At 66.3% G+C, this 18,521-nt stretch carries 18 protein-coding genes; 13 read left to right on the top strand and 5 right to left on the bottom strand.

From position 1 onward, the window contains the following. The first annotated feature begins 16 nt into the window (after positions 1-16). Positions 17-934, top strand: coding sequence for a LysR family transcriptional regulator (locus AC1DSC_RS21085; protein ID WP_015866214.1), 918 nt, complete (start codon positions 17-19; stop codon positions 932-934). Here AC1DSC_RS21085 and AC1DSC_RS21080 read toward each other — a convergent pair. The 3 genes from AC1DSC_RS21080 to acnA are packed head-to-tail and all read right to left on the bottom strand — an operon-like array spanning position 882 to position 5,274. Then, complete coding sequence (locus AC1DSC_RS21080) at positions 882-1,703, bottom strand: ABC transporter substrate-binding protein (protein WP_436288361.1); 822 nt, start codon at positions 1,701-1,703, stop codon at positions 882-884. The genes AC1DSC_RS21085 and AC1DSC_RS21080 overlap by 53 nt on opposite strands. A gap of 4 nt (positions 1,704-1,707) precedes the next feature. Continuing rightward, the gene (locus AC1DSC_RS21075; RefSeq protein ID WP_436288362.1) at positions 1,708-2,604 is read right to left on the bottom strand and encodes a GntR family transcriptional regulator; all 897 of its coding nucleotides are present in this window, start codon (positions 2,602-2,604) and stop codon (positions 1,708-1,710) included. A gap of 30 nt (positions 2,605-2,634) precedes the next feature. Then, positions 2,635-5,274, bottom strand: coding sequence for an aconitate hydratase AcnA (gene acnA, locus AC1DSC_RS21070; RefSeq protein WP_436288363.1), 2,640 nt, complete (start codon positions 5,272-5,274; stop codon positions 2,635-2,637). Positions 5,275-5,539: 265 nt separating this feature from the next. Between acnA and AC1DSC_RS21065 the strand changes: the two genes are divergently transcribed. The 9 genes from AC1DSC_RS21065 (at position 5,540) to AC1DSC_RS21025 (ending at position 14,996) form a co-directional block, all read left to right on the top strand. After that, complete coding sequence (locus AC1DSC_RS21065) at positions 5,540-6,592, top strand: lactonase family protein (protein ID WP_015866210.1); 1,053 nt, start codon at positions 5,540-5,542, stop codon at positions 6,590-6,592. Positions 6,593-6,639: 47 nt separating this feature from the next. Beyond that, the gene (locus tag AC1DSC_RS21060) at positions 6,640-7,623 is read left to right on the top strand and encodes a Bug family tripartite tricarboxylate transporter substrate binding protein (RefSeq protein WP_436288364.1); all 984 of its coding nucleotides are present in this window, start codon (positions 6,640-6,642) and stop codon (positions 7,621-7,623) included. Between the two features lie 28 nt (positions 7,624-7,651). Further along, positions 7,652-8,638, top strand: coding sequence for a Bug family tripartite tricarboxylate transporter substrate binding protein (locus tag AC1DSC_RS21055; RefSeq protein WP_436288365.1), 987 nt, complete (start codon positions 7,652-7,654; stop codon positions 8,636-8,638). Then, on the top strand, positions 8,635-9,144 hold the full coding sequence (locus AC1DSC_RS21050) for a tripartite tricarboxylate transporter TctB family protein (RefSeq protein ID WP_436288366.1): 510 nt from the start codon (positions 8,635-8,637) through the stop codon (positions 9,142-9,144). The genes AC1DSC_RS21055 and AC1DSC_RS21050 overlap by 4 nt, the downstream gene beginning before the upstream one ends. 9 nt (positions 9,145-9,153) lie before the next feature. Beyond that, entirely contained in the window at positions 9,154-10,653 is a 1,500-nt protein-coding gene (locus tag AC1DSC_RS21045; protein ID WP_015866206.1) for a tripartite tricarboxylate transporter permease, read from the top strand. Positions 10,654-10,711: 58 nt separating this feature from the next. Further along, entirely contained in the window at positions 10,712-11,617 is a 906-nt protein-coding gene (locus AC1DSC_RS21040; RefSeq protein ID WP_436288367.1) for a LysR family transcriptional regulator, read from the top strand. A 200-nt stretch (positions 11,618-11,817) separates the two neighbouring features. Further along, complete coding sequence (locus AC1DSC_RS21035) at positions 11,818-13,431, top strand: AMP-binding protein (RefSeq protein WP_436288368.1); 1,614 nt, start codon at positions 11,818-11,820, stop codon at positions 13,429-13,431. Between the two features lie 47 nt (positions 13,432-13,478). Beyond that, positions 13,479-13,946: a VOC family protein gene (locus AC1DSC_RS21030; protein WP_015866203.1), complete on the top strand. Its 468-nt coding sequence runs from the start codon at positions 13,479-13,481 to the stop codon at positions 13,944-13,946. A gap of 78 nt (positions 13,947-14,024) precedes the next feature. Further along, entirely contained in the window at positions 14,025-14,996 is a 972-nt protein-coding gene (locus AC1DSC_RS21025) for a Bug family tripartite tricarboxylate transporter substrate binding protein (protein WP_015866202.1), read from the top strand. Between the two features lie 48 nt (positions 14,997-15,044). On the opposite strand, the gene AC1DSC_RS21020 is transcribed toward AC1DSC_RS21025, so the two are convergent. Continuing rightward, entirely contained in the window at positions 15,045-15,635 is a 591-nt protein-coding gene (locus AC1DSC_RS21020) for a TetR/AcrR family transcriptional regulator (protein ID WP_015866201.1), read from the bottom strand. Positions 15,636-15,736: 101 nt separating this feature from the next. Here AC1DSC_RS21020 and AC1DSC_RS21015 point away from each other — a divergent pair, with 101 nt between their 5' ends. Genes AC1DSC_RS21015 through AC1DSC_RS21005 form a run of 3 tightly spaced genes read left to right on the top strand, consistent with a single transcriptional unit; the run spans position 15,737 to position 17,421 of the window. Next, positions 15,737-16,525, top strand: a complete 789-nt coding sequence (locus tag AC1DSC_RS21015) for a crotonase/enoyl-CoA hydratase family protein (RefSeq protein WP_436288369.1) — start codon at positions 15,737-15,739, stop codon at positions 16,523-16,525. Between the two features lie 44 nt (positions 16,526-16,569). Beyond that, complete coding sequence (locus AC1DSC_RS21010; RefSeq protein ID WP_436288370.1) at positions 16,570-17,043, top strand: tautomerase family protein; 474 nt, start codon at positions 16,570-16,572, stop codon at positions 17,041-17,043. Between the two features lie 57 nt (positions 17,044-17,100). Continuing rightward, positions 17,101-17,421, top strand: coding sequence for a putative quinol monooxygenase (locus AC1DSC_RS21005; RefSeq protein ID WP_015866198.1), 321 nt, complete (start codon positions 17,101-17,103; stop codon positions 17,419-17,421). An 89-nt stretch (positions 17,422-17,510) separates the two neighbouring features. Here AC1DSC_RS21005 and AC1DSC_RS21000 read toward each other — a convergent pair whose 3' ends face one another. Beyond that, positions 17,511-18,440 carry an NAD(P)-dependent alcohol dehydrogenase gene (locus tag AC1DSC_RS21000; protein WP_436288371.1) on the bottom strand — a complete coding sequence of 310 codons (930 nt, stop codon included), beginning with the start codon at positions 18,438-18,440 and terminating at the stop codon, positions 17,511-17,513. Positions 18,441-18,521: the final 81 nt, after the last annotated feature.

Genomic DNA, 18,521 nt, shown 5'->3' with positions numbered 1-18,521 from the left:
AGTTAAGCTCTGCTGAATGATGCAGATCGAAGACCTTCGCTTGGCTGCCGCGCTGCTGCGCGAGAGCTCGCTCAGCGCGGCCGCGCGCTCGCTCGGCGTCACGCCGCCCGCGCTGTCGATGCGCCTGCGCAAGCTCGAGGCCTCGCTGGGCCTGGTGCTGGCCAACCGCACGTCGCGCAAGCTGCACCTAACCTCGGAAGGCGAACGATTCGGGCGCGAGGCCTATGAACTCCTGCTGAAGTTCGACGGCCTGCGCGAATCCCTGCAGCGCGACGACCGGCGCCTGAGCGGAACGCTGCGCGTGGCCGCGTCCTTCGGCTATGGCCGCACGCATGTCGCGCCGTGGCTGTCCCGTTTCTCCCGCCTGCATCCGGCCCTGCGGCTGCAGCTGGACCTGCGTGAAACGCCGTGGCCCGACAAGCACGATTCCGACGCGGTGGTGCACGTGGGCGCGGTGCGCGACTCGTCCTGGGTGGCGCACCCGCTCGCCTCCAACGAACGCTGGCTGTGCGCGAGCCCCGGCTACCTGCGCGAGCACGGCACGCCCCGCAACCCGGCGGACCTGGCCTACCACGCCTGCATCTGCATCCGCGAGAACGACGAGGACGTGACGCTGTGGCACATGCGGCCCGCGGGCAGCGGCGCCCGCAAGGGCGAGACGCTGCGCATCAACCCGGCCTTCGTCAGCAACGACGGCAGCGTGGCGCGCCAGTGGGCCGAGGACGGCCTCGGTATCGTGCTGCGCTCCCAATGGGACGCCGCCGAAGCGCTGGCCGCCGGCCGCCTCGAGCGCGTGATGGCGGACTGGGAATTCGGCGCCGCCCCGGTGGTGGTGCTCGTGCCCACGCGCAAGGGGCGCAGCGCGCGGGTGCAGGCGCTGGTCAGCTTCCTGGTGGAAGCGGCGGGGGCAGCGGGCCGGCCGAGCGCTGGGTGATGGAAAGAGGCCGGCCTTCGAGTGCGTCCTCTGCAGGCCCGGGCGGCGCCACCGATGCGCCTTCGATGCCGTGCCTGTTCAGCGCATCGGCCACGAAGCCGGACGCCTTCATCTCTTCCACGAAAACCCGCAATGCACGCGCCGCGTCCGCGCCCCGGGTCTTGGGCGTTCCCATGGCCTGCCGGATCACCATGAAGCGGCCAGGCAGCAGGCGAAGGCCGGCGTGCACGCGGCTGTCCGATTCGAGTTGCTGCCTCACGCCAGCAGCCACATCCAGGTTCTGCTCGAGGAAGGTCTGGACCACGGTGGGCGAAGTCGGTGCCCGCACGATCTGCGCATGCTTGAGTTCGCACGTCAGGTAGAGGTCGTAGGCGCTTCCCTTGCCGACCGCGACCGCGGTTCCTTCGCGGTCGACCTCGTCGTTGTGCTGCAAAGGCGAACGCTCGCGGACGAGATAGCTGCCCTCGATCAGCACGTACGCCTCGGTGAACGCGATCTGCGCGCCGCGCACCGGGTCGATCGCAAAGAAGCCGATGTCGGCCTGCTCGTTGGCCACCGCTTCGACCGACTTTCCCGCGGCATCGAAGACCACCAGTTCCAGCGCGACGCCAAGGCGTTTCGCAAAGGCGCATGCCAGGTCCACCGAAACGCCGGCGGGCGCGCCGGTTGTCTTGTCCGCATGGGCGAGGATCGGGTTCCCGAGGTTGATGGAGGCGCGCAATGCGCCGGTGGGTGCGAACGCCCGGACGATGGCGGAACCGATGGTCATGGAGCTAGGTCTTGAGGATGCTGCTGATCTTCGCGAGATTGCGCAGCGTGCTGGAAAGGTGCTGGTGCATGGCCTTCGACGCTTCGTCGTTGCGGCCGCGCTCGAGCAGGTCGAGCAGGTGCAGGTGCTGCTGGCAGTGTTCCTTGTAGCGGCTGCGGTCCTGCATCGAGCGGTACGACAGCAGCCGGCGCACGCGGTTGACGCGCCGGATGGTGTCGATGAAGAACGCGTTGCCCGAGCCCTCGACCAGCGATTCGTGGAAGCGCACGCCGCGGTCGTGCAGCTGATCGGCGGTGTCGGTTTCGATGCCGCCTTCGAGCAAATGCTTTTCCGCTGCGCGGCAGCGCGCGATCACCTGGGGCGATAGGTGGTAGTTGGGCTCGAGCAGCGCGGCGGGCTCGAGCGCAAGGCGCAGCCGATACGACTGCAGCAGGCTGTCGGCGGTGGTCAGCATCGACGAAAACACCCAGCCGTAGCCCGGCTTCTTCTCGGCCCAGCCTTCATTGGCAATGCGACTGAGCACGCCATTCAGCTGCACGGGGGTGAGGCCGTAGCGTTGCTTCAGGAGCGCCTCAGGAAACACGTCGGGCAGCAGCCCCCTCAATCGATCGTCTGCGATGCGGAAGTACACCTCGGTCACAACGTCGGATTCTTCGAGGCCCAGCTCGCCGGCGAGTGCCCTCGCCTCATTCTCGATGGGCTTCACCAGAAAGTAGCCCCGATTGGGCTGGCGCATGAGCACGCCCTTCTCGGCCAGCAGCGACAGCGCTTCGTTCACGGGAGAGCGCGACACCCGCAGTCGGTCAGCCAGAAGCTGCGCCGGCAGATGAGTGCCAGCCGGCATGGCGTCTGCCTGGATGAGGTCGAGAATTTGCGAGGGAATGGATTGATCGGTCCGCATATGGGCGGATTCTCCAGCGATTCCGGTTATCTACGCGGCAGGCAGGGCTGCCGCGCCATGCTTCTTCATCATTTTTTGCAGGGTTGACGGAATGACGCCACCAGCCTGCAGAAGCTCGACCTCCAGCTTCGTCTCGACCGCCGCCACCACATCGAAGCACTCCGTGCGGCCACCGGCGCGGCGCAGCGTGACGGCAACAGGGCCGCGCGGGCGGATATTTTCGGGCTGCGCATCGACCTCGATGCAATCGCCCGGAGCCAGCCCGAGCGTGACAGGCGTCATGCCCGCAGGCAAGCGCAGTGGCAGCACGCCCATGCCGATCAGGTTGGAACGATGAATGCGCTCGAAGCTGTTGGCCAGCACAGCGCGAATACCCAGCAGCCGCTGGCCCTTGGCGGCCCAGTCGCGCGATGAGCCGGTGCCGTATCGCTCGCCCGCGACCAGCACGACCGAATCGCCCGATGCGCGATAGCGCTGCGCGGCCTCCCAGAGCGGCACCACCTCGCCGGTGGGCACGTGCAGCGTGTGTGCCACAGGGGCGCCAGGCGCCAGGAGGTTCTTCAGCGTCTTGCTGTGGAAGGCTGCCCGCACCATCACCTCCCAGTTGCCCCGCCGCGAGGCGAATACGTTCAGGTCGTCGCGGTCGTCGCCGCGCGCCACGAGGAAGTCGGCCACCAGGCTGTCCTTGGGAATCGCGCTGGCCGGCGAGATGTGGTCGGTCGTGATGTCGTCGCCCACCACGAGGAGCGGGTACGCGCTGTAGCGGCCGAGCATGCTGCCTTCCGACAAGGCGGCGAACGGGGGGCGGCGCAGCGCGGTGGAGGCGCGGTTCCAGGGGTAGAGCTCGGTGTCCGGTGCGGCGAGCGCATGCCACAGGGGGTTGCCGGTGGCGATGGCAAAGGCGCGCGGGTAATCCGACGGATCTTGCGAACGCGCGAGCGCAATTTCGATCTCTTCGGCCGAAGGCCACAGGTCCCGCAGATAAACCGGTTTGCCCTTGGCGGTGATCTGCACAGGGTCCACGCGCAAGTCCCGCTCCGCGTCTCCCGCCAGCGCGAAAGCGATGACCAGCGGCGGCGACATCAGAAAGCCAAGGTCGAGGTCGGGGTGAACCCGTCCCGGAAAGTTGCGGTTGCCCGACAGCGCCGCGACCGGATGGATCGCACCTCTGCCCATCGCGTCGTGAATCACCCTGGGCAGCTGACCCGAGTTGCCGATGCACGTCGTGCAGCCGTAGCCCACGATGTCGAAGCCAACCGCCGAGAGGTCGGTCGTGAGGCCGGCGCGCTCCAGGTAGGCCGCTGCCGCGGGCGAGCCCGGCCCGAGCGATGTCTTGACCCAGTGCGGCACCTTCAGGCCGAGCGCGCGCGCCCTGCGCGCGACGAGGCCGGCGGCAATCAGCAAGCGCGGGTCGGAAGTGTTGGTGCAACTCGTGATGGCTGCAATGGCAACCGGGTATCGGGGCATTTGGGTATCGACAGCCTTCGGCTCGAAGGCGAGCGCGGCCAGGGCCGAGGCGGCATCGCCATACCCCAACAGGTCTTGCGGGCGACGCGGGCCCGCGATGTGCATGTCGACCGTCTCCAGCGCGATGTGGAGGCCGCGCGTGTAGGTCGGCAGCGCTGCAGGGTCGAACCACAAGCCGGCCGCGCGGGTGTACGTTTCCACGCGTTCGACTTGAGCCTGCGTTCGGCCGGTCTCCAGCAGGTAGTCGAGCGTGCGGCGGTCGACCGGAAAGAAGCCCGTGGTCGCGCCGTACTCCGGCGCCATGTTGGCCACCACGCAGCGGTCGCCTGCGGTCAAAGTCGATACACCGGGGCCGTAGAACTCCACGAACTCGCCGGAGACCCCGATAGCCCGCAGACGCTGCGTAACGACGAGTGCCAGATCGGTCGCCAGCACGCCCGGGCGCAGCGCACCGGTAAGTCGCACGCCGATCACATCGGGAATACGCAGCATGGTTGGCATGCCGAACATCACGGTCTGGGCTTCGAGTCCGCCCACGCCCCAGCCTAGCACGCCGATGCCGTTGACCATGGGCGTATGGCTGTCGGTGCCGATCATCATGTCCGGCACCAACCAGCGCAAGCCATCACGCTCTTGCAGCGTCACCACGGTGGCCAGCTGTTCCAGGTTGATGGTGTGCATGATCCCTGTGCCGGGCGGATTGATGCGCACGCCCCGCAGCACCTTCGAGGCCCAGCGCAGGAATGCGTAGCGCTCCGCGTTGCGCCGCACCTCGATCGCCATGTTCTCCTCGGGTGCGTCCTTGCGCGCGAAGGCCTCGACCGCCAGCGAGTGGTCCACCGACACATCCACCGGCAGGCTCGAGTTCAGCACCGACGGATCGACACCGGCCTCCGACAGCGTGCTGCGCATGGCGGCCAGATCCACCAGCGCGGGCGTGCTGGTCGTGTCGTGCATCAGCACGCGCCCGGGCTGGAAGGCGATTTCCGCTTCGCTGGTGCCGGTGTCGGTCCACGCGAGAAGCGCTGCCAGAGCGGCGTCTTTCTCGGCGCCTTCCATGTTGCGCGCGACGTTTTCCATCAGCAGGCGCAAGACCACGGGCAAGCGACTGAGCTTGTCTTTGCAGAGCGCCGGCAGATCGACGGCCAGGTAGTCCTGCCCGGCCGCGACAAACCGCATGCAGGGCGTCTCAGTGTTTTCCATGATTCTTATTTTGCATTTTTCATTCATAAAATGCAATTAAGTGCAAACCCTCAGCCCCGATTCAGTCCCGCACCACAGCCCGTCGAAAGCGCCCGCCACCATGTTTTCGCCCCTCTCTCCGCCCGAGCCATCCACCCAAGCAGGCCGCCGCCGCGCATTGCTGGGTGGTCTGGCCCTCGGTGGTTCTGCCCTGCTTGGCCAGCTTGCCGGGTGCGCCTCGACGGCCTTCAAGCCCACCCAGGCTTCATCAACCCAAGGACACCCCATGTACGCCTACGTTGGCAGTCGCACCACCCGAGAGCGCAACGCGCGTGGCGAGGGCATCAGCATCTTCAAAGTCGATTCCGCGAAGGGAACGCTGGAGCCCGTCGACGTCGTCAGGAACCTCGTGAATCCGTCCTTCCTGGCGCTCAGTGCCAACGGCGAATTCCTCTACGCCGTGCACGGCGACGAGAGCGAAGCGAGCGCCTTCAAGGTGAACCGCAGCACGGGCCTCCTCACCTTCATCAACCGGCAGAGCACGCAGGGCAAGAACCCGGTGCACTTGGCGCTGGATCCGACGGGCCGCTTCCTGGTGGTGTCGAACCACATCGGCGCAAGCCTGGCGGTGCTGCCCGTGAACGTCGATGGCTCGCTGGGCGGGCTGACCCAGCTCGTGAGGCTCGACGGTCCCATCGGACCACACCGCATCGAACAGAAGCAGGCGAAACCGCACTTCAATCCCTTCGATCCGAGCGGCCGCTTCGTCGTCGTGCCGGACAAGGGGCTGGACCGGGTGTTCAGCTTCCGGTTTGAAGAAGGCCGCCTGACGCCCGCGCCGGTGCCGTTCGTCGCCACGCGCGAAACCGCAGGGCCACGCCACCTGTCTTTCCATCCCAAGGCGCCGTTCGCCTATGTGGTCAACGAACTCGACTCGACCGTGACGGCCTATCGCGTCACTCCCGCAACCGGCGCACTTGCGCCATTCCAGGTCCTGTCTGCGCTGCCCGACAACTTCACCGGCAACAGCCGCGCTTCCGAGCTGCAGATCGACGCGCAGGGGCGCTTCCTGTATGCCTCCAACCGCGGCTACGACAGCATCGCCGTGTTCAGCATCGACCCGTCCACCGGCGCGCTGAAGTTCATCGAGGCCGAACCCACGCAAGGCAAGACGCCACGGTTCTTCACCCTCTCGCCGGACGGCCGCTTCATGTTTGCGCTCAACGAGGACAGCGACTCCATCGTGACGCTGGCCGTCGACCTTTCGACCGGCACGCTCAAGCCCACAGGCGCGTCGGTCAGGTCAGGCAGCCCGGTCTGCATGGTCTTTTCTGCATGACCCGGCTCCCACACCCAGCCCATTTTCAGAACCAAGGAACAACCCAGATGCATTCGATCCAACGCCGGGCGCTGCTGTGCGCCACGGTGGCCTTCGCCGCCCTCCCGCTGTCGACGCTTGCGCAGGACTACCCCACGCGGCCCGTGACCATCGTGGTCCCCTTCTCTGCCGGCGGCGGCGTCGACGCGATGGCGCGCCTGCTGGCGGAGAAGCTGCGCGTTTCACTGAAGCAGTCGGTCGTGGTGGACAACAAGCCCGGCGCGAGCGGCATGCTGGGCGCCGCCTTCGTGGCAAAGGCCGCTCCCGACGGCTACACGCTGCTGCTGGGTTCGGCGGGCGAGACCGCCATCAATCCGCTGGTCTACAAGACAAAGATGCAGTACTCGCCGAAGAAGGACCTGGCGCCGATCACGGCCGTCACGCGGGTGCCGAACGTGCTGGTCGCGAATCCATCGTTCCCGGCAAAGGACCTGCCCGAGCTCGTGGCCTACGCGAAGAAGAACCCGGGCAAGGTGACCTATGCCACGAGCGGCATCGGCAACCCACAGCACCTGAATGGCGAGCTGCTGCAGTCGCTCGCCGGCATCCAGATGCAGCACGTGCCATACAAGGGTGCGTCGAACCAGCTGGTCGACGTGGCGTCGGGCAATGTCGACATCACCTTCGTGAGCCTGGCCGGTGCAACGCCTTTCATCAAGGGCAACCGGGTGAAGGCACTGGCTGTGACCTCGGCCAGGCGCGCCGGCTTTGCGCCGGACATCCCGGCGATCGCGGAGTTCGCACCCACGGCTTCCTACGACCTGGACAACTGGTTCGGTCTCTTTGCACCCGCGAAAACGCCGCCTGCCGTGCAGGCGAAGCTCAACGAGGCAGTCACCGCTGCCCTGCGCGACCCCGAGCTGATCAAGCGATTGCGCGAGCAAGGCGGCGAGCCCATGCCGCTCTCGCAAACCCAGTTCCGCGACTTCATCAAGACCGAATCCGTCAAGTACGCGCACATCGTCGACAGCGCCCGGATCGTCGCGGAATGAGCCCCCATCAAATCCACAGGAGACCTTCATGAAACTCTCGTCCAACTCGAATCGCCGCGCCCTGCTCGCCGCTTCCATCGCGGCCATGCTGTTCGGCTTCGCGGCCGCGCCCGCCATGGCACAGGCACCCCTCGACCTCAAGATCATGGCGCCGGCCGGCCCCGGCGGCGGCTGGGACAGCGCCTCGCGCTCGCTGCAGCAGGTGCTCACCGCCACGGGCGCAGCCAAGAACGTGCAGGTCGTCAATGTTCCTGGCGCGGGCGGCACGGTCGGCCTGGCCCAGTTCGCGAACAACGCAAAGGGCGATGGCAACCAGCTGATGGTGATGGGCATCACGATGGTGGGCGCCGTGCTCACCAACAAGGCACCGGTCGGCCTGGACGCTGTCACGCCAATCGCCCGCATGACGGGCGATCCGCTGGTGGTGGTGGTGCCCGCGAACTCGCCACACAAGACGCTGAAGGATCTTGCTGCGGCCGTGAAGGCGGACACCTCCAGGGTCGTCTGGGCCGGCGGCTCGGCCGGCGGCGCGGACCACATCCTGGCAGGGCTCATTGCCAAGCAGGCCGGCGGCGACGCGGCCAAGCTGAACTACGTGCCCTTCTCGGGCGGCGGCGAAGCACTGGCCGAGATGCTGGGCGGCCGCGTGACCGCGGGCGTGTCCGGCTACAACGAGTTCGAAAGCCAGATCAAGGCCGGCAAGCTGCGCGCGCTCGGCGTGTCGACAGCCAGGCGGATCGAAGGCGTCGAGGTGCCCACGCTCAAGGAGCAAGGCATCGACGTCGAGCTCGTGAACTGGCGCGGCGTGGTTGCGGGTCCGGCGATCAGCGCGCCGCAGAAGGCCGCGCTGGTGGCGGCCGTGAACAAGGCCCTCAAGTCGCCCGAATGGGCCAAGATTTCGAAGGCCCGCGGCTGGGACGATGCCTACCTCGACGCCGACGCCTTCGCCGCGTTCCTCAAGTCCGATCAGCAGCGCGTGAAGGAAGTGCTGAGCTCCATCGGCCTCGTGAAATGAGCGATCCGGAAACCAACGGCCCGGGCTGGCACGCGACCGCCATGGTAGGCGCCGGGCTGTTCGGGCTGGCCGCGGTCATCGGCTACGACGTGACGCTGATGGCGCCCGCGCAGGCGGTCGGCGTCGGGCCCACCGCCGCGATGCGCATCGTGGCGCTGCTGCTGGTCGTGCTCGGCCTCGCGCACCTCGTCGCAGCCCTGCGCATGCGCGCTGCGCTGCACGGCAAGAAGGCGTCGGAGCTCGGCGCCGTGCTCACCAACCGTGGGGCGCTGGGCTGGGTGCTGGGCGGGCTCATCGGAATGATCCTGATCCTGCAGCTCGGCGGCGGCTTTGTCATCGGTTCGACCTGGCTCTTTGTTTCGACTGCGCGGGCCTTCGGCCAGCCCATTCGCATCAAGTCGCCCGCCATCGGTTTTCTGCTCGCGGCCATCGTGTTTGCCTTCTTCACCAGGGCCTTGTCCCTGTCGTTGCCGGCCGGTCCGCTCGAGCGCCTGTTTCTCGGCTGAAGGGGCCACATGGAAGTTTTCACGCTATTGGGGCAAGGCCTGCTGGTGGCCATCCAGCCCGGCAATCTGCTTTTCGCCGGCATCGGCGTGCTGCTGGGCACGCTGGTCGGCATCCTGCCCGGCATCAGCCCGTCGCTGACGGTGGCGCTGCTGCTGCCCATCACCTTCAAGCTCGATCCGACCGGCTCCATCATCATGTTCGCCGGCATCTATTTCGGCGGCATGTACGGCAGCTCGACGACCGCGATCCTGCTCAACACGCCCGGCGAGGCGGCCTCGATCGCCACTGCGATCGAGGGGCACCGGATGGCGAAGGCCGGGCGCGGCGGGCCTGCACTCGCCACGGCGGCCATCGGCTCCTTTGTCGCGGGCTTGATCGCGACGATCGGCATCTCGGTGCTCGCACCGTGGCTTGTCGACTTCGCGGTGCAGTTCGGTCCGTGGGACTACTTCGCACTCATGGTGCTGGCCTTTGTCACGGTGTCGGCCACCTTCGGCGACTCGGTGCTGCGCGGCATCACGAGCCTTGCGCTGGGATTGGTGCTTGGCCTGGTCGGCATCGACAAGCTCACGGGCCAGTCGCGCCTGGCCTTCGGCATTCCCGCCCTGCTCGACGGTGTGTCGATCACGACACTGGCCGTGGGCTTGTTCGCGATGGGCGAGACGCTCTTCATCGCCTCGCGCTTCACCGGCGTGCAGGAAAAGATCGAGGCCGTGCGCGGCTCGCTCTGGATGACGAAGGAAGACTGGCAGCGCTCGTGGAAGCCATGGCTGCGCGGCATCGGCTTGGGCTTCCCGATTGGTGCGCTGCCTGCAGGCGGCGCCGAAGTGCCGACGCTGCTGTCGTACACGCTCGAGCGCAAGCTCGCGGTGAAGCCCGAGGAGTTCGGCAAAGGTGCGATCGAAGGGGTGGCAGGCCCGGAAGCGGCCAACAATGCGGCGGCGACTGGCACGCTGGTGCCGCTGCTGGCGCTGGGCCTGCCGACCTCTGCCACCGCCGCGATGATGCTCGCGGGCTTCCAGCAGTACGGACTGGTGCCGGGCCCACTGCTCTTCGTGACCAACGCCGATCTGGTCTGGGGCCTGATCGCCAGCTTCTTCATCGGCAACCTGATGCTGCTGGTGCTCAACTTGCCGCTGGTCGGCCTGTGGGTGCGGCTGCTGAAGGTGCCGCAGCCGTGGCTCTACGCGGGCATCCTCGTGTTCGCAGTGATGGGAACGCTGGCCGCGAACCCGTCGACGGTCGAACTCGTGATGCTCGTGACCTTCGGCATCTGCGGCTACCTGATGCGCTGCTGGGACTACCCGGTGGCGCCGATGATCGTCGGACTCATCCTGGGCCCGATGGCGGAGAGCCAATTCCGGCGCGCGCTGCAGATCAGCCTGGGCGACGGCCTCGTGTTCTTCAAGCACGCGGGCTCGGCCACGCTGCTGGCGCTGGCGCTGTTCGCGCTGGTCGCTCCGCTGATCTTCAAGAGTTTGAAACGGTTCAAGGGCGACGACGCCTGAGGCGAAGTTGCCGCTTTCTCCATGAGCTTCCAAGCTGCGCCTCGGCTATGCTGCTTCGATGCGCCTTGAAGATCTGGATGTCTTCCGAGCCGTTCACGAGACCGGCAATTTTCAGCGGGCCGCACTTCGCTGCGGCCTGAGCCAGTCGGCCGTCACCAAGGTCGTGCGCAAGCTCGAAGACGAGTTCGGTGTCCAGCTGATGGAGCGCGGCGGGCGTTCGCTCGCACTGACGCCGGCCGGCCGGACCCTGTACCTGCGGGCCATGGAGCTCAGCGCGCTCACGATTGCGACGCGGCGCGACATGGCCGGCGAAGTGGCCGCGATGCGCGGGGCGATCCGGCTGGGCATCGTGCCGGCACTGCTCGGCAGCGTGGCCGCGCCGGTGCTGGCCGACATGCTCCCGGGACCGCACCCGGTCCAGTTGCTGGTGAGCGTCAAGCATTCGGCAGAGCTGGTGCGCATGCTCGAAGAAGGCAAGCTCGATTTGGCCGTGTGCTTCGGCGTGCAGCACCTCCCGCCCGACGTTCTGCGCACGCGGGTCGGACCCCAGCGCTACAGGCTCGTGGTTCGCGCCGGGCATCCGCTTGCAGGAAGCATCCCGAGCCTGGAGCAGCTGTCGAAATCGCACTGGCTGCTTCCGACTTCCGATGTGACGCTCAGGACCGAGGTCGAACAGATGTTCGCCAATGCGGGCCTCGGTGCGCTGGACGTGCGCGTCGAGACCGACACCTCGGCCACGCTCATGATTCCGCTGCTGCGGCGAAGCGACCTGATCACGGTGCTTCCCGAGCAAGCGTTCCAGCCGCTCGCAGGCGAAGGGTTGGCGGCGCTGGACGTCGACCTGCATGCGCTGACGGGCGAAGTCACGGTCTATCACCGACGCAAGACGCCCTCCGTGGGACTGCTGATGGAACTGAAGCACCGGCTCGAGGCGCAGGCCCGCAGCAACTCCCTGTCTGGCTAGCGCAGCCAGCATTCCGCCCAGGAATCGATGTAGGAAGAAAAGTCGCCGGGACCTCCCTAGAGTTCTCGAACGGCTCCGGAGCGTTCTTTCGCAACATCCCGGATCATGCCGCCGCCATCGCGGTCCATGGCCAATGACCAGACCGCGGTCCCTCCCTATCGACGAAGCCGGAAAGCGGCTTTGCAAAGAGAAAGCGACCGATGGATCTCAGGCAAAGCCTGTACGAACGCTTCCGCCAATCCGCGCAAGCATTCGAAAACGACCCCTTCCTGGCCGTTCCCGCACGCTTGGCCGACGCATGGGAGGTGCAACGGGAACTCCAGTTCGGTGAAGTCCTCGGCCGGGTCGACGCGCTGAAGGCGCAGTATGCGGACCAGGGTGTGGGCGAGGGAGACCGTGTGGCACTGGCCTTCGAGTCGCGGCCCGAGTTCGTCTTCCACTATCTGGCGCTCAACGCGCTGGGTGCCTGCGTGGTGCCGCTGAATACCGACCTGACGGTTGCCGAGCTGTCCTACCAGCTCGGGCACTCCGGCTGCGGTGCGGTGATCGGCCTGCCCGCGCTGCAGCCACTGCTCGCGGGTTCCATCGAAGCCTCGGGCCGCGCCATCCCGCTGAGCACGAATGGTCCGCAGGGGCTGCGCCGCTTGCCGCGCCGCGGCAATACGGCCGCGGTGCCAACCAAACCCTTGGACCGTGCGGCCGCCATCCTCTATACCTCAGGCACGACCGGCAGGCCCAAGGGCTGCGTGCTGAGCAACGACTACCTGCAGACGGCGGCGGACTATGCGCGCCAGCTGCCGCCGCATCTGGCCTTTGCAGTCGGCTCGGAGCGGCAGATGAATCCGCTGCCGCTCTATCACATGAACGCGATCAACACGCTGGGCACCGCCATCGTGACGGGCTCCTGCTATGTGATGCCGGGACGGTTCAGCGCGACGCACTGGTGGAACGACATCGCCGACACCGGAGCGACGCGCTTCAAATATCTTGGAATCATGATCCCGGCATTGCTGGGGCAACCCGAAACCGAGCGCGACCGGCACTCGGGTGTGAGCGTGGCGTTTGGCGCGGGCGTCGATCCGGTGCTCCACGAGCGGTTCGAAACGCGGTTCGGCATCCCGCTCATCGAGGTCTGGGGAATGACGGAAACCGGCCGCTTCATGTGCGTCGACCGCGAGCCGCGCCAGATCCATACGCGGGCATGCGGCCGACCGCTGCCGGGGCTGCAGGCCCGCATCGTCGACGACGCGGGGCACGAAGTGGCCGACGGCACCGCAGGCGAACTGGTGGTGCGCCACACCACAGAAAACCCGCGCCAAGGCTTCTTCAGCGGCTACCTCGACGACCCGGAGGCGACCGAAGCCGCGTGGGCCGGCGGCTGGTTCCACAGCGGCGACCTGTGTACGCGTTCGACCGATGGCTTGTTCACCTTCGTCGACCGCAAGAAGAACATCGTGCGACGCAGCGGCGAGAACATCTCCAGCGCGGAAGTCGAAGCCGTGCTGGCCGCCAGCCCGCTGGTCAAGCAGGTCGCCGTGATGGCGGTGCCCGACGATCTGCGCGACGAGGAGGTTCTTGCCTGCGTGATTCCGGCCGCTGGGACGGCCCGCGACCATTCCCTGGCCATGGCGCTGCATCAGTTTGCTGCGGAACGGCTTGCCTACTACAAGCCACCCGGCTGGATCTGCTTCGTCGACGAACTGCCGATCACCGGCACGCAGAAGGTGCAGAAGCACCGCATCTTCCCCGACGGCTTTCGCGCCGATCTTCCCGGCCTGCACGACCTGCGCGACCAGAAGCGCTGGAAGAAGTGAAGCAGGCCGCCATCGTTCCAAACCACGCCAACAGAGAGAAAGAAAGCATGACAGAAGTCACCTCCAGCTTGGGGCCCAGCCGCAGCCGCCCCTATGGTCTGGGCGATCGCTATCACCTCCAGCACGTCCACCTGTTCGCGTCGAACATCGACGAGACCATCGCGTTCTATGAAAAGTGGTTCGATGCCCGCGTCACCTGGGACGGCGACTATGGCGGTGCACGCAACGTGTTCATGAAGATCGGCATTGGCGCCATGCACCTGTACGAGCAATCGCCGCGCGATCTGGGCCGCAATGCCGTGCATCACCTGGGGATGCAGGTGGTCGGCCTGCAGGAGGTCTACGAGCGCATGAAGGCGGCGGGCCTGCATCTGCCCAACCCCGTGCGCGAGCACTCCGGCGGCGGCTACTTCATGGTCAAGGCACCGGACGATGTGCTGCTCGAGGTGTTCGAGCCTGGCAGGAACCGCGATCCGCGCGTGCGGGATTACTACGGACTGGGCACCGGCGAATAAGACGACCGCGCTGGCATTCACGTTCACAAGAATCGCTGCCCGCCATACGAACCGGCGCAGCAACCGAAGGAGACAAACATGCAATTCATCAAGATCGTCATCGCGGCCGCGGCCCTCGCCTGCAGCGGCTTTTCATCGGCCCAGAGCTACCCCACCAGGCCGGTGACCCTGGTGGTGCCGGCCGCGCCCGGCGGGGGAACGGACATTCTGGGCAGGGTGTTTGCCGAACAGCTCAAGAAGCGGCTGAACCAGCCGGTGCTTGTGGACAACAGGGCAGGCGCCTCAGGAATGATCGGAACGCAAGCGGTTGCCAAGGCAGCCCCGGATGGCCATACCTTGCTGTTCACCTATTCGTCGCCGATCTACTACGCGCAGCACACCTTCAACAACGTTCCATACGACGTCAAGCGCGATCTGGCGGTGATCTCGGAGGTTGCGACCAACACGATGATCCTTGTGGTGAACAAGGATGTGCCCGCAAGGAACATGAAGGAGTTCATTGCATGGGCAAGAAAGGAGAAGGGACATCTCAGCTACGGATCCCTTGGCACAGGCTCGGGTGGGCATCTCACGGCAGCGTACCTGAGCAAGACTCAAGACCTTGATATGGTCCACGTGCCCTACAAGAGCGAGGCGCCTTTTGCCCAGGATCTTGCGGCGGGAATGGTGCCCTGGGGAATGGGAACGCTCGCGCCCATGCTTCCACTGATCCAAAGCGGCAGGGTGCGGCCGATTGCGGTTCTTTCCGAGAAGCGCCTGCAGGGGTTGCCCAACGTGCCGACCATGAAAGAGGAAGGCTTCCCTGATCCCGAGCTTGTGACCATGTCTTGGTTCGTGCTGGCGGCTCCCGCAGGAACGCCAAAGCCGGTCCTCGAACTGCTCGAGAAACACGCACGCGAAATAGCGCATACCCCCGCGATGAAGGCAAGGCTGGAGGAGCTGGGGATGGACGCTGTTGGCGGCAGTGCAGCCGACTTTCGTCGCAACTTCGATGCCACGGGGCCTCTCATCGAGAAGCTCGTGAAGATCTCGGGCGCTCGAAACGAATAGGTCATTCGTGACAACGCCCAAGGTCTCGCCCTGCCGCACGGAAGAGGTTCAGCGCGCGGTCGCCGCCATCAGCATGGCTTTCAGCTCCAGCTGCACATCATCGAGCGCCCGCGTGCTGCGCGAGGCTCGGCACATCGCCACCGTGCCTTCGATGGCAGCCACGGTGAGCGCCCCCAGCCGCTGCGCGCGGCCTGCGGCCACGCCCTCGCGTCGCAGCGCGGCGGCGAGGATGGCTTCCCAGCGCTCGAAGGCCTCGCGAGCGAGTTCGCGAAGGTGCTCCCCCGATGCGGCGTCCTCTTCGTCCGCCATGGGTTCCACCGCCACCGCCAGCACAGGGCAGCCGGCCTCGAAACCGGAGCTCTCGAGGATGCGCCGCCACCAGCCGACGAAGGCCTGCAGGCCTTCCACCGCGCCGCGCTCCTTCATCAGCGTTTCCAGCGGCACCGCCACGCTCTCGGCGGCGTGGCGCACCGCCTCTTCCAGCAGCTGCTGCTTGCCGCCGGGGAAATGATGGCCCAGCGAGCCGCGCGGCGTGCCGGTGTGCTGCACCACGGTCCGCAGGCTCGTGGCGTGCACGCCGCGCCGGCTCAGCAGGTCGGCGGCGCCGGCGATCATCTTGTCTCTGGTGGTGGAGGACATGCGGGTTCTTCTCTATGTCGAATGTCATAGGGAGTGTATGATGAAAATTAGTATGACACTTGACATAGAAATGACGACACCCAGCCCAAGGAGAACCCGCCATGGCAGATGAAACCATCGCGCCGCAGGTGCAAATGTCGGTCCAGGACCACGTATGCGTGATCTCGCTGGACAACCCGGCGAAGAAGAACGCCATCACGCCGGAAATGATGCAGCAGCTGTCGCAGCACCTCACGGCCTTCGACGATGACGACGAGCTCTGGGTGGCCGTGCTGGACCCGGCGGGCGAGCACACCACCGCGGGGCTGGACATGCCGAAGTTCTTCGGCCCGGGCGCGACCGCGAAGCCGATCCCGCCGCAGCAGGTGGATCCGCTCGGGCTGGGCCGGCGCTGCCGCAAGCCGGTGATCTCCGTCGTGCACGGCATCACCTACACAGTGGGCATCGAGATGATGCTCGCGGCCGACATCGTCATTGCGGCCGACACGGCGCGCTTTCACCAGCTGGAGGCCAAACGCGGCATTGCGCCGCTGGGCGGGGCGCACTTCCGCTACCTGCAGCGCATGGGCTGGGGCAATGCGATGCACCTGCTGTTCCTGTGCGAGGAGTTCTCGGCGCAGCGCGCGCTGGAGGTCGGCCTGGTGCAGGAGGTTCATTCCTACGGCGCTCACCGCGAGCGCGCGCTCGACATCGCTCGCCGCATCTGCGCCTGTGCGCCCGTCGGCCTGCGCGCCACCAAGGCGGCGGCGCTGACGTACGTGCAGCAGGGCGAGGCCGCCGCGATCGCCGCCATTCCCGAGATCCGCAAGCAGGTCTTCGCCAGCGCCGACTTCAAGGAAGGCCTTCAGTCGTTCATGGAACGGCGCGAGGCCCGCTTCCAGGGCCGCTGAAGCTCCGGCCACCGCCTCGTTCAATCTCGTCCACTGATCCCGCCATGACCATCGTTACCGTAACCACTTCCGAAGGCCGTCTTTCTCTCGAACAGCGGCGAGAACTCGCCCTGTCGCTGACCGACGCGGTGCTCGTCCCCGAGGTCGGCCAGTTCGCGCCGCCAGCCCGCATCGGCTTCCAGGTGCACTTCGTCGAACGCACGCCCGATCGCATGGCGATCGGCGGCCGGCTGCTTTGCGACCAGTCGCCTGCGCCCGACGTCGCCACCTTCGACATCTGCGTGATGGATGCGGCCTGGCCGACGCCGGTGCGCAAGCAGGTGACCGAGAACGTGCTGGGCGCAATGGCCAAGGCGTGCGCCATGGAGCAGCCATCGCCGGCCTGGTGGACCACGTTCCGCACCATCGACGAAGGCAGCTGGGGTTCGCGCGGCAGCGTGCTGTCGATCCTGGACCTGTTGGGCAGCGGCGTATTCACGCCCGAACGCGTGGCCGAGATCCGCAAGGCCCTGGGCTGAACGCGCCAGGCGCGAAGCTCTCCTCCGAGGACACTGACAAGAAGCGAGGCATCCATCATGGCGATCATCGTCGCGGTCAAGTACAGGCTGCAGCCCGGCAAGCGGGACGAGCTGCTGACCTTCGTCTCGGAAAACGTCATCAATACCCGGTGCGAGCCGGGCAACCTGGAATACACCCACTACCCGTCTCTCGAGGACGAGCAGGAGATGTTCGTCTTCGAGATGTGGGAAGACATGAAGAATCTGGATGAACACATCCGCATGCCCCACTACGTCGCGTTTGCCGACAGGCGCATGCCGATGCTGGAGTCCTGGGAGGCCCGGATCTATGAGGCTCGTCTCCTGCGCGAGGTCAAGAAGGCGCCTTTGTCGGACTGAAGGTCGCTTGAAGTCGCCCTTCTTGCCCGTCGCGGCCACGCCGCTGCCGGCAGCCGGGCCGCGGCGCGACTCTGCACACACGGGCTCAGTCAGAAGGTCAGCACGACCCTGCCAGATACGCGCAGGCCGCCCTCGACCGCGGCGATTGTGGCAACGGCTTCGGAGAACGGCTTCTCCAGGCCGATCGCAGGCTTCAGAGTGCCCTGGGCTGCGAGCTCGGCGATGGCGGCCAGATGTTTGAACCCCATCGTCGCGAACGCGATCTTGTAGCGGCGCGACAGCAGTCCATGGACAATCCTGCGCGGTGTCGGGTTGATGTCGATGAAAAGGCCCTTGGGCTTGAGCATCGACATTCCGCGACGCAAGTCCAGCGTGCCGGCCGTGTCGAAGATCGCATCGAATGGCTCGACACCATGCCACCAACCCTCGACTGCGTAATCGAAGACTGGATACACACCCGCCGCCTTCGCGGCATCCATGGATGCCCGGCTGCATGTCCCGGCAACCTGAGCACCGTTGGCAACGGCCAGCTGGACCGCCATCGAGCCCACAGCGCCCGTGCAACCGTTGATCAGCACGCGCGCGCCTTTCGACACCTGCGCCTTGTCGAGAATCGCCGCCCAGGCCGTGGCAGCGGAAATCGGAAGACAGGCGGCTTCGGCGAACGAGAGTTGCGGCGGCTTCTTAGCCACATGGCGGGAATCGGTCACCAGGACCTCCGCAAAGGCTCCTGGCTTCTTGAAATCCATAGTGCCGAAGACCTCGTCGCCCACCTGGAACTCGCGCACGCCCTCGCCCACTGCCTCGACCACGCCGGCGAAGTCGGACCCCATGCCCTTGGGAAATTCCCTGCCCATGAAGAGCTTCATGGCGCCTTGTCGCTGTTTCCAGTCCAGCGGGTTGATGGCTGCTGCCCTGACCCTGACCCGCACCTGTCCCGGCGCCGGCTGCGGCGCCTCGCAGTCCGCCATGCGCATCGTGGCAGCACCGCCGTAGTGATCGAACTGGACCCGATTCATGGATTCTCCGATAGTTGCACCGAGTGCAGATATTAATGCACTCAGTGCAAATATGCAACCAGTGCAATCGCCTGCTACGAT

This window comes from Variovorax sp. 01N425 (genome assembly GCF_056399465.1).
The sequence above is the reverse complement of the archived record's forward strand: the minus strand, read 5'-3'. Positions and strand labels throughout refer to the sequence as shown.

Excerpts from the sequence above, each read along its gene's own strand:
- AC1DSC_RS21080 (WP_436288361.1), bottom strand. The coding sequence starts at position 1,703 with ATGACCATCGGTTCCGCCATCGTCCGGGCGTTCGCACCCACCGGCGCA.
- AC1DSC_RS21025 (WP_015866202.1), top strand. The coding sequence starts at position 14,025 with ATGCAATTCATCAAGATCGTCATCGCGGCCGCGGCCCTCGCCTGCAGC.
- AC1DSC_RS21065 (WP_015866210.1), top strand. The coding sequence starts at position 5,540 with ATGTACGCCTACGTTGGCAGTCGCACCACCCGAGAGCGCAACGCGCGT.
- AC1DSC_RS21060 (WP_436288364.1), top strand. The coding sequence starts at position 6,640 with ATGCATTCGATCCAACGCCGGGCGCTGCTGTGCGCCACGGTGGCCTTC.
- AC1DSC_RS21030 (WP_015866203.1), top strand. The coding sequence starts at position 13,479 with ATGACAGAAGTCACCTCCAGCTTGGGGCCCAGCCGCAGCCGCCCCTAT.
- AC1DSC_RS21020 (WP_015866201.1), bottom strand. The coding sequence starts at position 15,635 with ATGTCCTCCACCACCAGAGACAAGATGATCGCCGGCGCCGCCGACCTG.
- AC1DSC_RS21040 (WP_436288367.1), top strand. The coding sequence starts at position 10,712 with ATGCGCCTTGAAGATCTGGATGTCTTCCGAGCCGTTCACGAGACCGGC.
- AC1DSC_RS21000 (WP_436288371.1), bottom strand. The coding sequence starts at position 18,440 with ATGAATCGGGTCCAGTTCGATCACTACGGCGGTGCTGCCACGATGCGC.
- AC1DSC_RS21050 (WP_436288366.1), top strand. The coding sequence starts at position 8,635 with ATGAGCGATCCGGAAACCAACGGCCCGGGCTGGCACGCGACCGCCATG.
- acnA (WP_436288363.1), bottom strand. The coding sequence starts at position 5,274 with ATGGAAAACACTGAGACGCCCTGCATGCGGTTTGTCGCGGCCGGGCAG.
- AC1DSC_RS21055 (WP_436288365.1), top strand. The coding sequence starts at position 7,652 with ATGAAACTCTCGTCCAACTCGAATCGCCGCGCCCTGCTCGCCGCTTCC.
- AC1DSC_RS21015 (WP_436288369.1), top strand. The coding sequence starts at position 15,737 with ATGGCAGATGAAACCATCGCGCCGCAGGTGCAAATGTCGGTCCAGGAC.
- AC1DSC_RS21035 (WP_436288368.1), top strand. The coding sequence starts at position 11,818 with ATGGATCTCAGGCAAAGCCTGTACGAACGCTTCCGCCAATCCGCGCAA.
- AC1DSC_RS21010 (WP_436288370.1), top strand. The coding sequence starts at position 16,570 with ATGACCATCGTTACCGTAACCACTTCCGAAGGCCGTCTTTCTCTCGAA.
- AC1DSC_RS21085 (WP_015866214.1), top strand. The coding sequence starts at position 17 with ATGATGCAGATCGAAGACCTTCGCTTGGCTGCCGCGCTGCTGCGCGAG.
- AC1DSC_RS21045 (WP_015866206.1), top strand. The coding sequence starts at position 9,154 with ATGGAAGTTTTCACGCTATTGGGGCAAGGCCTGCTGGTGGCCATCCAG.
- AC1DSC_RS21075 (WP_436288362.1), bottom strand. The coding sequence starts at position 2,604 with ATGCGGACCGATCAATCCATTCCCTCGCAAATTCTCGACCTCATCCAG.
- AC1DSC_RS21005 (WP_015866198.1), top strand. The coding sequence starts at position 17,101 with ATGGCGATCATCGTCGCGGTCAAGTACAGGCTGCAGCCCGGCAAGCGG.